General features: G+C 66.9%; 10 protein-coding genes and 1 other RNA gene. 9 read left to right on the forward strand and 2 right to left on the reverse strand.

All coding sequences use genetic code 11. The annotated features are described in order from the left end of the window. On the forward strand, positions 1-1,662 hold the full coding sequence (locus CKY51_RS02490; RefSeq protein ID WP_022971130.1) for a chemotaxis protein CheA: 1,662 nt from the start codon (positions 1-3) through the stop codon (positions 1,660-1,662). A gap of 222 nt (positions 1,663-1,884) precedes the next feature. On the opposite strand, the gene CKY51_RS02495 is transcribed toward CKY51_RS02490, so the two are convergent. Both CKY51_RS02495 and CKY51_RS02500 read right to left on the reverse strand, forming a co-directional pair. Beyond that, entirely contained in the window at positions 1,885-2,244 is a 360-nt protein-coding gene (locus tag CKY51_RS02495; RefSeq protein ID WP_022971131.1) for a S41 family peptidase, read from the reverse strand. 364 nt (positions 2,245-2,608) lie between these two features. Continuing rightward, a non-coding RNA gene (locus tag CKY51_RS02500) (sX9 sRNA) lies at positions 2,609-2,684 on the reverse strand. 542 nt (positions 2,685-3,226) lie between these two features. Between CKY51_RS02500 and CKY51_RS02505 the strand changes: the two genes are divergently transcribed. The 8 genes from CKY51_RS02505 to CKY51_RS02540 all read left to right on the forward strand — a co-directional run bounded on the left by CKY51_RS02505 (position 3,227) and on the right by CKY51_RS02540 (position 12,292). Continuing rightward, positions 3,227-3,967 (forward strand): flagellar motor protein, encoded by a 741-nt coding sequence (locus CKY51_RS02505; RefSeq protein ID WP_022971132.1) that lies wholly within the window; start codon positions 3,227-3,229, stop codon positions 3,965-3,967. Between the two features lie 7 nt (positions 3,968-3,974). Further along, complete coding sequence (gene motD / locus CKY51_RS02510; protein ID WP_152248824.1) at positions 3,975-4,949, forward strand: flagellar motor protein MotD; 975 nt, start codon at positions 3,975-3,977, stop codon at positions 4,947-4,949. A gap of 1 nt (position 4,950) precedes the next feature. Continuing rightward, positions 4,951-5,733 (forward strand): ParA family protein, encoded by a 783-nt coding sequence (locus tag CKY51_RS02515; RefSeq protein WP_022971134.1) that lies wholly within the window; start codon positions 4,951-4,953, stop codon positions 5,731-5,733. After that, positions 5,730-6,989, forward strand: coding sequence for a chemotaxis protein CheW (locus CKY51_RS02520; RefSeq protein ID WP_152248825.1), 1,260 nt, complete (start codon positions 5,730-5,732; stop codon positions 6,987-6,989). The genes CKY51_RS02515 and CKY51_RS02520 overlap by 4 nt, the downstream gene beginning before the upstream one ends. Positions 6,990-7,079: 90 nt before the next feature. Then, positions 7,080-7,388, forward strand: coding sequence for an STAS domain-containing protein (locus tag CKY51_RS02525; RefSeq protein ID WP_022971208.1), 309 nt, complete (start codon positions 7,080-7,082; stop codon positions 7,386-7,388). Further along, positions 7,385-7,750, forward strand: a complete 366-nt coding sequence (locus tag CKY51_RS02530) for a response regulator (protein ID WP_002806565.1) — start codon at positions 7,385-7,387, stop codon at positions 7,748-7,750. The genes CKY51_RS02525 and CKY51_RS02530 overlap by 4 nt, the downstream gene beginning before the upstream one ends. A gap of 33 nt (positions 7,751-7,783) precedes the next feature. After that, entirely contained in the window at positions 7,784-9,805 is a 2,022-nt protein-coding gene (locus CKY51_RS02535; protein ID WP_022971207.1) for a chemotaxis protein CheA, read from the forward strand. A 216-nt stretch (positions 9,806-10,021) separates the two neighbouring features. Next, on the forward strand, positions 10,022-12,292 hold the full coding sequence (locus CKY51_RS02540) for a methyl-accepting chemotaxis protein (protein WP_152248826.1): 2,271 nt from the start codon (positions 10,022-10,024) through the stop codon (positions 12,290-12,292). Positions 12,293-12,504: the final 212 nt, after the last annotated feature.

The following is a 12,504-nucleotide window of genomic DNA, read 5'->3' on the forward strand; positions in this document are numbered from 1 at the left end:
ATGAGTGCCGTTCCAGACGATATTGCCGCCGATTTCATCGTCGAGGCCCAGGAAATCCTGGACCGCCTCGGCGAACAGCTGGTGTCGCTGGAACAGGCGCCGGACGAAGCAGACCAGCTCAATGCGGTCTTCCGTGGCTTCCATACGCTCAAGGGCGGCGCCGGCTTTCTGGCGATCAAGCCGATGGTCGAGCTGTGCCACGCCGCCGAGGAAACCCTGGGCATGGCGCGCTCGGGCGAAGCAGTGCTGCAAGCGCATCATTTCGATGCCGCCCAGCAGTCGCTGGACTACCTGCAGGCCATGCTGGATGCGATGTCCTCCGGCGAAACCGTGCCGCACGCACCTGCCACCCTGATCGCTCAGTTCGATGCCAAGGGCGCGCCGCCGGCCGTCAAGGCCGCGCCGAAGAGTGCCGCACCGAAGGCTGTCGCCGCCGCTGCACACGATGACGGCCATGCCCCGGCCGCGGGCAAGGCGGGCGGCAAGACCGCCGCCAAGGCCGGTGCCGAGGCCGAACAGACCGTGCGCGTGGATACCAAGCGCCTGGATGCGATCGTCAACCTGATCGGCGAACTGGTGCTCTCGCGCAATCGCCTGAAGACCTTGCGCACCCGCCTGCGCGATGAAGAGCTGGATCGCGCGGTCAGTACGCTGGATATCGCCACCGCCCGCCTGCAGACCGCGGTCATGCGCACCCGCATGCAGCCGGTCAGCAAGGTGTTCTCGCGTTTCCCCAAGGTGGCGCGCGACGTCGCCCGTACCTTGTCCAAGGAAGTGGAACTGGAACTGATCGGCGCCGAGACCGAGCTGGACCGCAACCTGGTCGAGGCGCTGGCCGATCCGCTGGTGCACCTGGTGCGCAATGCGATCGACCACGGCATCGAGGCGCCCACCCTGCGCGAGGCCACCGGCAAGCCGCGTAGCGGCCATGTGCGGCTGTCCGCCCAGCAGGAAGGCGACTACGTCAGCATCGAAATCCAGGACGACGGTGCCGGCATCGACCCCGAGCGTCTGCGCGAAAAGGCCCGCGAAAAAGGCCTGATCGACGCCGAGGCCGCCGCCCGCCTGAGCACGGACGAGTGCTTGCACCTGATCTTCCTGCCCGGCTTTTCGACCAAGGCCGAGGTCACCGACATCTCCGGCCGCGGCGTCGGCATGGACGTGGTGCAGTCGCGCATCCGCGAATTGAGCGGGCAGATCCAGATCCAGTCCGAACTGGGTCGCGGCAGCCGCTTCATGATCCGCGTGCCGCTGACGCTGGCGATCCTGCCGACCCTGCTGGTGCAGGCCGGCGAAGCCGTCTATGCCTTGCCGCTGGCGCGCGTGGTCGAAGTGCTGCATGCCCCGCAAACCTCGCTGGGCTGGTTCGACGGCCGCGCGGTCCTCGACCGTCGCTCGCATACGCTGCCGCTGATCGATCTGCGCCGCTGGCTGGGCGTACCGGCCGAACAACCGCCGCTGCTGACCGTGGTGCTGCTGCAGGCCGGCGAAACCCGCTTCGGCCTGGTCGTGGACCAGGTCCGCGGCCGCGAGGAAGTGGTGATCAAACCGCTGCCGCGCGCCCTGCGCGGCCTGCCCGGCTACGCCGGCGCCACCCTGATCGGCGACGGCCGCATGGCGCTGATCCTGGACGTGGACGGACTGCGCGCCAGCGATCATTGAGGGCGCGTCAGCGCCCCTTATTGGGCGGCGCTGCGTTAAGAACGGCGCCTTCGCCCTGGTGCCGCAGGTCACGCATGCGGCGGTGCGCACGCAAGGCGTCTCATACCGAGACGCTCCGCGCCAATCCACAGACAGTCGATTCCCTGATCGGCAAAAAGACGTACGCGCCGTTGGCCACGCGCGGCTGCCAGCGTCGGCTCGATCACGCTCTGCGGGCAAACATCAACGCGTGTGCGGCGCCGCGCTGGGGCAATCGCCACCTCGATTGATCGACGCTGCGCACTCAAGCGCGGCATCGCGACCGTTGCGGATGTCGGCCAGGGAACTGGCGATGGCCACATCGGGGAACACCCCCCGCCCTTCGAGCGAGAGACCACCGGCATCCTTGAAGGCGGCGATCGGGATATGGATCCTCGCTCCCTGATCGAGCGAAAAGACTTGCGCAATCAGCACCTGCCCGGAGGTGGGCTGGCCAATCACCCGGGCGCGGCGATAGTGTTGCAGCGTCGCCGAAAGCACCTCGGCAGCGCTGGCGGTGGCTTCGCTGACAAGCACCGTGACCGGAACATCCGTCGCGTTCATTCCCCCCATGCCCGCCCAGGACTGCCGCGCCGTCCTCGAGGCTGGAACGGCAGCAGGTTGATCGCCGCAAGGCGGAGTCGGCAGCAGTCCTGAGGCGTTCTCCCGTTACGTTGCGGTCACGGGCTGCATGGCCAGCCTCCGTTGCAATCGGCCGCAGCAGCGTGTCGACGGCAAGGCCGCGACATCGCTCGCCGGCCGGTCCGTCGTTGACCTAACCGCTGATCGCCGCTGCCATTGCGCTGCTGGCCGCGAGCGCGATGGCTCGGGTCCGCTCAAGGCCTTGCGCATCGACAGGGAGCATCCTCCAGGGGATTGGGCGGCCTTCCTGGGAATCCTTGATGAGGCGATAAGGCTGGCTAAGAGCGGCTAACAAAACGTAGCGAGCAGCCGTCAGGTGGGCGCGGACGGCGCGCAGGAACCGCAGTGTACGCGTGGTACATGAGGATTCCGAGCACCGTCCGCGCCCGCCTGACGGCTGCGCAGTCGTTTTATTAGCTGCTCTAAGACCTAGGCGTTGGCGAAGCTCAGGCTTCTGCCACCGGTCGCAGCACATTGGCCGCGACCGTAATGCCTGGCGCCGAAAACCGCACCATCTCCACGCTCGCTACCTCGCCCATCGGCAGATCGGCCAGTCCATTGACGATATGGCAGATGGTGGGCAGTTGCTCGAAGCTGGCGCGATGCCAGCGTACGCCGCCGCCGGTGCCTGTCCAGCGCTGAAACTCGCTGTCGCCGAACTTGATCGCCGAGACGTCGGTTCCCGCACCGGGCAGCGGTGCCGAGGTGGTGACGTAGGTGACGTAGGCGACGTCGTCACCGCGGCATATGGCGTGCGACCAGCGTGGTGGGCCAGGGATGGCGTCGATGGGCGACCGCCCCCGCCGCCGGTAACGGAACGACCCACCGCCCAGAACGACAACTTTCTGGCGCGCCAGCCACTGGCCTCTATCAAGTCCGCCGCACCTGGGCCGATACCGCTTGCATGGACAGATTGAGCCTCATTGGGTTGGTGTTGGCGATCGTGGCGATCGTCGGCGGCAGCGTGTTGAAAGGTGCCGGCATTTCGTCGCTGTGGTCGCCGGCGGCCTTCGTGATCGTCATCGTCGGCACGGTGGCGGCGATCCTGCTGCATACCTCGCCGGCGGTTTTCCGGCGCGCCTTCAAGATCGTGCGCTGGGTGATCCGCCCGCCGACCAGCGACCGGCCGCAGTTGCTGGCGCGGATCGTCGAGTGGAGCAACATCGCCCGCCGCCAGGGCCTGCTTGGCCTGGAAGACCAGCTTGGCCGCCAGGACGATGCCTTTCTGCGCAAGGGCTTGCAGATGCTGGTCGACGGCGTCGAGCCGGAAGCCATGCGGCATATGCTCGAGATCGAGGTCGACAACCAAGAGCGTCAGGATCTTGCCGCGGCCAAGGTGTTCGAGGGGATGGGCATCTATGCGCCAACGCTGGGCATCATCGGTGCGGTGCTCGGCCTGATGGCGGTGATGAAGAACCTGGCCGACCCGGCCATGCTCGGCCATGGCATCGCCGCCGCCTTCACCGCCACCATCTACGGCATCGCCTCGGCCAATCTGCTGTTCCTGCCGGTGGCCGCCAAGCTCAAGAGCGTCATCCACTGCAGCAGCAACGAGCGTGAAATGGCCATCGAGGGGCTGATCGCCATCGCTCAGGGCGAGAACCCACGCAACATCGAGGCCAAATTGGCAGGCTACTTGCATTGACCCTGCCATGGCACGCCGTCGCAACCACCACGAAGACCATGGCAACCACGAGGCGTGGGCGATTCCCTATGCCGATCTGATGACCTTGCTGCTGGCCTTCTTCGTGGTGATGTACGCCATCTCCTCGGTCAACGAAGGCAAGTACAAGGTGATGGCGCAGGCCCTGACCACCGCCTTCGGCGGCTCGTCCAAGAGCAGCGCACCGGTGCAGATCGGCAATACCCAGAGCCTGGGCGCCGATTACGACCGCCCGTCGGTGATCAAGGCCGGCGCGCCGATGACGGCCTCCAACGGCCCGACCGATCCGACCCTGCTGCCGTCGATGGCCGCACAGATGCGCATGCCGGTCTCCTTGCGCAACCAGGCCCAGCTGGCGCGCGCGCAGAAGCAGCTGGACACGGTGGCCGCGCAGCTGAGCAAGACGCTTTCGCCGCTGATCGACAAACAACTGATCACCGTCCGCCGCCGCGACCTGTGGATCGAGGTGGAGATCAATAGCGACATCCTGTTCGGTACCGGCTCGGCCGTCCTGGCCAGCAACGCCCGCGGCACCCTGGCCACCCTGGCCTCGGTGCTGCGCGACGCGCCCAATGGCGTGCGCGTGGAGGGCTATACCGACAACAAACCCATCGCCACCGCCCAGTTCCCGTCCAATTGGGAACTGTCGGCGGCGCGCGCCGCCAGCGTGGTGCATTTGTTCGCTGACGAAGGCATGGACCCGCAGCGACTGGCGATGGTGGGGTATGGAGAATTCCGCGCACGTGCCGATAACAGCACCGAGGCGGGACGGAATGCGAACCGGCGTGTGGTGTTGATCATCCTCGCTGACTCGGCTGGCTCACTCGTGCCCGATCCGCCGTCGCAGATCCAAGCGACCGCCGCCGGGGCGCCGAAGCTTCCCAAGTCTGACGGCGGCCAAACGGCCGTCACCACCGAAAGCGGCACAAGTTCCGTTCCCGCCGTAATTGAAGGAGTGCACTGAGATGCGAATCTGGGCAATCGCCAACCAAAAGGGCGGCGTGGGCAAGACCACCACCACCCTGGCACTGGGACGCGGCCTGGCCGCGCTCGGACACCGGGTGCTGTTGATCGACCTGGACCCGCACTCGTCGCTGACCCGCGCCTTCGGCGTGGCCAGCGAGCCTCCGCCGCGCGGCGTGCTCGACCTGTTCGGCACGCCGCCGAGCGATCTGGCCAGTCTCCAGCACGAGAGCGATGTCCCCGGCCTGTCCTATGTCTGCGCGCAGGCCGCGCTGGCCACGCTGGAGCGCCGCAGCGCCAACCAGCCTGGCCTTGGCCTGGCCCTGCAGAACGCCATGACCCGCCACGCCGGACAGCACGACTACATCCTGCTGGACTGCCCGCCGACGTTGGGCCTGTTGATGATCAACGCGCTGGCCGCCTGCGACCGCGTGGTGGTCCCGACCCAGGCCGAACCGCTGGCACTGCATGGCCTGGCCAGCATGGTACGCACCACCGACATGGTGCAGCGCTCGCGTCGGCGTCCGTTGCCGATGTCGATCCTGCCCACCCTGTTCGACCGTCGCACCCGCGCCGGCACCGAGACACTCAAGCAGATGCAGGCCACCTATGGCGACGCCGTCTGGGAAGACGCCATCCCGGTGGACACCCGCATCTGCAACGCGGCCGCCCTGACCCAACCGACGTTGAACGGTGAATACCAGGGCCGCGGCCTGTCGGCCTATCGGCGTGCGCTGGAATGGGTGCTGGCCGACGACGTCCTTCGCATGGAGCAGGCCGCATGAGCAGCCCCAGCTCCAACGGTGAATTGGACGACTATCTGGAAGGGCTGCTGCACGACGGCGACGTCGCTGCGCCAGCGATGACCGCCACCGTGGCCGTCGCTGTCGCCGAACCGGAAGCCTCGCCGGCCGACACCGTTGCCGCGGCCCTCGCCGAGGTTGCCCTGGAGGCAACGCCGGCCGTGGCCGCGCCCGTGGTCGCGCCCAGCCCCGAGCAGATCGCCGCCAGCCTGTTGGCGGAAATGGACGCCGACCCGGCCTTCGGCGCGCCCGCCGCGCCGGCCGCACCGACGCCCGAACAGATCGCCGCCAGCCTGTTGGCGGAAATGGATTCCGACCCGGCCTTTGGCGCCCCTGCCGCGCCGGCCGCGCCGACGCCCGAACAGATCGCCGCCAGCCTGCTGGCGGAAATGGACTCCGACCCGGCCTTCGGCGCCCCCGCCGCGCCCACGCCCGAACAGGTTGCGGCCAGCCTGTTGGCTGAAATGGACGCCGATCCGGCCTTTGGCGCCCCCGCCGCGCCCACGCCCGAAGCGATCGCGGCGAGCCTGCTGGCGGAAATGGACGCCGATCCCGCCTTCGGCGCCAGCGCACCCGCGGCCGACCTGCTCGCCAACGATTTGTTGGCCGAGATGGATGCCGATCCGGCATTCGCCGCTGCGCCAGCACCGGCTGCCAAGCCGGCCAGCAAACCGGCCGCTGCAGCACCCGCCGCCCGCCCTGCGCCGGCGGCACGCCCGGCACCGGCCCGGCCTGGCCCGGTCTATCCGCCGGCCTTGCAGGCGCTGCTGGCACCGGACCAGGCCTCGCAGATCAATGCCGAACGCCGTGCCAGCGAGCGCAGCTCGCGCTGGCTGCGCCTGCGCTGCGGCGAACAGACCTATGCGCTGGAATTGCTGAAGGTTCAGGAAGTGGTGCTGCCGGTGCCGCTGCTGCCCCTGCGCGGCACAGCCAACGCGATGCTCGGCATCATGAACCTGCGCGGCCAGGTGGTGCCGGTGATCGACCTGGGCCTGCACCTGGGCTCGTCGGCGGTCGACATGGACGTGCAGACCCGCGTGGTGGTGCTGGAAGAGAACGGCGAGACCATGGGCCTGCGCGTGTCGGCGGTCGAGGACGTCACCAGCCTCACCGACCAGCAGATCGAGGCGCCGGACAACGCCCGCCTGTGCCGCATCTATAACAACCTGTTCCGAGGCGTCGCCCGCGTGGGGACGCATCCGATGATCCTGCTCGATGCCAGCCAGCTGCTGCACTGAGCCCCCGCCTGCGGTGCGGCGCCGATCCGGCGTTAAAGCTTTTCCTCCCCGCGCCGTTAGTACGCATAGAACCATCCGTTCGGAGCAACGATGAGCACCGTGACATTGGGCGAGGACCTCGGCATCGAGGCCAGCGCCGACCTCAAACAGAAGTTGGCCGCCGTCCTCAACCAGGATGCCGACCTGGTGCTCGACGCTAGCGCGGTCCGGCGCATCCATACCGCCAGCGTGCAGTTGCTGTGCGCGTTCGTGCAAAGCCGCCGCCAGGCCGGCCTGCAAACCGAATTCGATGGCTGCAACGATACCTTTAGGGATGCGGCCCGTCTGCTCGGCGTTGCCGACGCGCTCGGGCTTTCTGCATCCAATGACAACCTGAAATCTGTGGAGAACGCCGCATGAGCGCACGTATCTTGGTGGTGGACGATTCGGCGTCGATGCGCCAGATGGTCTCTTTCGCCCTCACCTCTGCCGGCTTTGCCGTCGAAGAAGCCGAAGACGGCGCCGTGGCCCTGGGCCGCGCCAAGGGCCAACGCTTCAATGCGGTGGTGACCGACGTGAACATGCCGAACATGGACGGCATTTCGCTGATCCGCGAGCTGCGCCAGCTGCCGGACTACAAGTTCACTCCGATGCTGATGCTGACCACCGAGTCGGCAGCCGACAAGAAGTCCGAAGGCAAGGCCGCCGGCGCGACCGGCTGGCTGGTCAAGCCGTTCAATCCAGAACAGCTGATCGCCACCGTTCAGAAAGTTCTGGGCTAATCCTTCCTCGCGTCACCATCGGACTTCACGCCCATGAGCATGGACCTGCAACGTTTCCACGCCACCTTCTTCGAGGAGAGCCGCGAAGGGCTCGACGCGATGGAGGCCGGGCTACTCTCTCTCGAAGAGGGCAACCGCGATCCGGAAATCATCAATTCGGTGTTCCGCGCCGCCCACTCGATCAAAGGTGGCGCGGCCACCTTCGGTTTCGAGGCCGTGGCCGGCCTGACCCACGTGCTGGAGACCTTGCTGGACGAGTTGCGCTCCAACAAGCGCCAGCTCGAAGCCAATGCGGTCGACGCCATGCTCGGCTCGGTCGACGTGCTGCGCGCGCTGCTGCGTGAAGCCGAACATGGCACCCCGGCCGATCCGGCGGCAGTCAAGGCGGTGCATACCCGCCTCAATGCCGTGCTGGCCGGCGAAGCGCCGGCTGCCGCGGCCGCCGCCAAGCCGAAGGAAGAAGAGCCGGAAGCCTGGCACATCGGCTTCACTCCGGCACCGTCGCTGTTCATGAGCGGCAACGATCCGCTGCGCATCATCCGCGAGCTGGAACATCTGGGCCCGCTGCAGGTCGCCGCGCGGCTCGAGCGCATGCCGGGCTTCGAGAACATCGACCCGCTGGAAGCCTATCTGGCGTGGGATCTGGGCCTGATCGGCAAGATCCCGCGCAGCAAGATCGAAGACACCTTCGCCTGGGTGGTGGACGACTGCGAGCTGGACATCCGCCCGATGGCGGTGCCTGCCCCGCCGCCGAGCCTGGCCGTCGCCACCGTGGCGACCGTCGCCGCGCCCGTGCCTGCTGCTGCCGCGCCAAGCGCCAGCGAGCCGACGGCCGCAGCGCCGGCGGCTGCCGGCACGCCCGCCAAGACCGCCGCCGCCGAAGCCGAGACCTCCATCCGCGTCAGCGTGGACAAGGTCGACGCCTTGATCAACCTGGTCGGCGAACTGGTCATTACCCAAGCCATGCTCAAGCAGGTCTCCACCGGGCTGGATCCGGCGGTGGCCGAGCGTTTGTTCGCCGGCCTGGATCTGCTCGAACGCAATACCCGCGACCTGCAGGAAGCGGTGATCGGCGTGCGCATGCTGCCGGTCGATGCGGTGTTCCGCCGCTTCCCGCGCCTGGTGCGCGATCTCTCCAGCCGTCTGGGCAAGCAGGTGCGCCTGCGCACCATCGGCGAAGGCACCGAGCTGGACAAGGGCCTGATCGAGAAGATTGCCGATCCGCTCGTGCACCTGGTGCGCAATTCGATCGACCATGGCCTGGAAATGCCGGACGTGCGCCGCGCTACCGGCAAGGACGAGACCGGCACGATCACGCTGGCGGCATCGCATCAGGGCGGCCATATCGTCATCGAAGTCAGCGACGACGGCCGCGGCCTGAATCGCGCCAAGATTCTGGAAAAGGCACTGGAACGCGGCATCGCCGTGCCCGACAACCCGACCGATGCGCAGGTATGGGACCTGATCTTCGCGCCGGGCTTCTCGACCGCCGATGCAGTGACCGACCTGTCCGGCCGTGGAGTCGGCATGGACGTGGTCCGTCGCAACATCCAGGGTCTGGGTGGCGAAGTGCAGCTGGAAAGCAGTGCTGGTCATGGCACCCGCGTGCTGATCCGGTTGCCGCTGACCTTGGCCATTCTCGATGGCATGACGGTGTCGGTCGCCGGCGAAACGCTGATCCTGCCGCTGGCCTACGTGCTGGAGGCGCTGCAACCGCAACCGGAAGACATCCGCTCGATGGCCGGGGATGGTCGCGTGCTGCGGGTGCGTGGCGAATACCTGCCGATTCTCTCGCTCACCAACTACTACGGCTTCGGTGGCCAGCAATCCAGCCAGGAACCGCTGGTGGTGGTGGTCGAGGGCGACGGCCAGAAGATCGCACTGGAAGTGGACGAATTGCTCGGCCAGCAACAAGTGGTCGTGAAGAATATCGAGAACAACTATCGTCGGATCCCTGGCGTCTCCGGCGCCACCATCCTGGGCGATGGCCGGGTGTCGCTGATCGTGGATATCGGCGGGCTGGTGCGCTCACTGCGGATTCCGCAGGCGGCCTGACCGCAGCGTTAGGGCGGCCCGATGCCGTCAATACCGTTGTATGCGTGATGCATGCCGACAGTAAGGGGACTGTCGGCAGCAGCGGTATCCGCCGGCCTGCAGGCCGGCGGGATTCTGGCCCTTGTCCGAATCGATGATTCGAGCGCCGTCTCGGCGCCTGCCGCACTGACAGGTGCCCCACGGACCGATCGATCTCAGCACCATGAGATGACGTCCATGAACTGGTTCCGTAACCTCGCCGTCGCGCGCAAGCTCGCCGTGGCGTTTTCCTTTACCGCATTGATCACCCTGTGCCTGGGCGTGTTCGCCCTGTTGCGCCTGCAATCCGACGCACATCTGCTGCGCCAGATCGGCTATACCTGGGCGCCTGCCGTGCAGCAACTGAGCGAAATGCGCGCCACGCTCGGCGAATTCCGCACCTACGAGCTGGCACAGTTGGCCCACACCGACGACCCCAAGGCGATACAGAACTATTTCGAGCGCATGGACAAGGCGCGTGGGGAAGTGGCTGCTCACCAAGCCGCGTATGCCAAGAGCGTGTCGCCCGGCAAGGAGGCAGAATTGTACGCCGGCGTGGAAGCCGCGCTGGCCGCTTACTACGACGCCAATGCCGCGCTCGGCCAGGCGATCCGCGCGGGCGATTTCGCCGCTGCCAACAAGATCTCCGACGATCGCTCGCGGCCGACGCGCCGCGACCTGTTCGCAAAACTGGTGGAGCTGACCAAGTTCAACACCGACCAGATGAATACCGAGATTGCCTTCGCCGAAGCGGCCTATGTCAGCTCGGTGCGGGTGATGATCGCAGCGATGAGTTTGGCAGTGCTCCTGGCGGGATTCGCCGGCTGGTTCATCGCCCGCAGCATTGCCGGGCCGCTCGGCCGCGCGACGCGCGTCGCCAGCGCCATCGCCCAGGGCAAGCTGGACAACAGCATCGTGGTGGACCGCCGCGACGAGACCGGCCAGCTACTGGAAAGCATGCAGCGCATGCAGGAGCAATTGCAGGCGGTGCTGGCCGCGCAGTCGGAGATGGCACAGCGCCATGACGCTGGCGAGATCAGCTATCGCATGGATCGCAGCGTCTTCCCGGGCGACTACGGCACCATGGTGGACGACACCAACGGCCTGGTCGGCGCACATGTCGACGTGCAGAAGGCATTGGCACGGATCATGTCGCGTTATGCCATCGGCGACCTACAACCGGACATGGAGCGGCTGCCGGGCGAAAAGGCCGTGCTCAGCGACACCATGGAAACGGCCAAGCGCAACCTGTCGGCGATGAACAGCGAGATCAAGCTGCTGGCGCAGGCCGCCGCCAACGGCGACTTCGGCGTGCGCGGCGACGCCGAGCGCTTCCAGCACGAGTTCCGCGCCATGGTCGATGGCCTCAACCAACTGATGGCCACCGCCGATGCCAACCTGGCATCGCTGTCCAAGGTGCTGCAGGCCATTGCAGCTGGCGATCTGACCAGCCGCATGCAAGGCGACTTCAGCGGCGTGTTCGCGCAGATGCGCGACGACGCCAACGCCACCACCGAGCAGCTATCGATGATCGTCGGACGCATCCAGCAAGCCACCTCGTCGATCAACTCGGCCGCCAGCGAGATCGCGGCCGGCAACCAGGATCTGTCCCAGCGCACCGAACAGCAGGCGGCGAGCCTGGAAGAAACCGCCGCCTCGATGGAGGAGCTCACCTCCACCGTCAAGCAGAATGCCGAAAGCGCGCGTCAGGCCAATCAACTGGCCATCGGCGCAGCCTCGGTCGCCTCGCAAGGCGGTGCGGTGGTCGCCCGCGTGGTCACCACCATGTCCGGCATCGAAACCTCGTCCAAGAAGATCGGCGAGATCATCAGCGTCATCGACGGCATCGCGTTCCAGACCAATATCCTGGCCTTGAATGCCGCGGTGGAAGCCGCGCGTGCCGGCGAGCAGGGTCGCGGCTTTGCGGTGGTCGCCTCGGAAGTGCGGACGCTGGCGCAGCGCTCGGCCAATGCCGCCAAGGAGATCAAGAGCCTGATCGACGATTCGGTCGGCAAGGTCGCCGAAGGCTCCGCCCTGGTCGATCAAGCTGGAAAGACCATGGCCGACATCGTGTCCTCGGTGCAACGCGTCACCGACATCATGGGCGAGATCTCTGCTGCCTCGCAGGAGCAATCCAGCGGCATCGAGCAGGTGAACCAGACGGTCACGCAGATGGACGAGGCCACCCAGCAGAATGCGGCGTTGGTGGAAGAAGCCACGGCCGCTGCGCGCGCGATGGAAGACCAGGCCAGCCAGTTGAGCGAGGCGGTCTCGATCTTCCGGCTGCAGCAGACCGGTCCAGCGCCTGCAATCGCCCTGCCCGCCTTGCTGGCACCTGCCCGCATCGTGGCCGCGATCGGCAAGCGTCCGACCAGCCAGGCCAGCCGCAAGCCGGCAAAGGCAACCACGACGGAAAACCGGTCGCGGGGGACAGCCACCCCTAGCGAAACGAGCTGGGAAGAATTCTAGCGCGCGCCTGCCACTAGCCTCGATCTGCAAGCACAGCCCGCCCCGGCCTTGCGCCGGGGCGTTGCGTTTGCGCTTCCCCGATGAGCGATCACCTATCGGTGTTCCGCCCTGCCCTGCGATGTCCGTCATGAGCGGTGCGCAGTCTGCTGGCGCGTGCAACCTGCGGATCGCGCGATCGCTTGTCGATCGCTCTCTGTGCGAAGGCATTGGCG

The sequence above is a fragment of the Xanthomonas maliensis genome (genome assembly GCF_009192945.1).
GTDB lineage: Bacteria > Pseudomonadota > Gammaproteobacteria > Xanthomonadales > Xanthomonadaceae > Xanthomonas > Xanthomonas maliensis.

Coding starts and splice junctions, on each gene's coding strand:
- CKY51_RS02505 (WP_022971132.1), top strand. CDS start 3,227: ATGGACAGATTGAGCCTCATTGGGTTGGTGTTGGCGATCGTGGCGATC.
- CKY51_RS02530 (WP_002806565.1), top strand. CDS start 7,385: ATGAGCGCACGTATCTTGGTGGTGGACGATTCGGCGTCGATGCGCCAG.
- CKY51_RS02535 (WP_022971207.1), top strand. CDS start 7,784: ATGAGCATGGACCTGCAACGTTTCCACGCCACCTTCTTCGAGGAGAGC.
- CKY51_RS02525 (WP_022971208.1), top strand. CDS start 7,080: ATGAGCACCGTGACATTGGGCGAGGACCTCGGCATCGAGGCCAGCGCC.
- CKY51_RS02490 (WP_022971130.1), top strand. CDS start 1: ATGAGTGCCGTTCCAGACGATATTGCCGCCGATTTCATCGTCGAGGCC.
- motD (WP_152248824.1), top strand. CDS start 3,975: ATGGCACGCCGTCGCAACCACCACGAAGACCATGGCAACCACGAGGCG.
- CKY51_RS02495 (WP_022971131.1), bottom strand. CDS start 2,244: ATGAACGCGACGGATGTTCCGGTCACGGTGCTTGTCAGCGAAGCCACC.
- CKY51_RS02515 (WP_022971134.1), top strand. CDS start 4,951: ATGCGAATCTGGGCAATCGCCAACCAAAAGGGCGGCGTGGGCAAGACC.
- CKY51_RS02520 (WP_152248825.1), top strand. CDS start 5,730: ATGAGCAGCCCCAGCTCCAACGGTGAATTGGACGACTATCTGGAAGGG.
- CKY51_RS02540 (WP_152248826.1), top strand. CDS start 10,022: ATGAACTGGTTCCGTAACCTCGCCGTCGCGCGCAAGCTCGCCGTGGCG.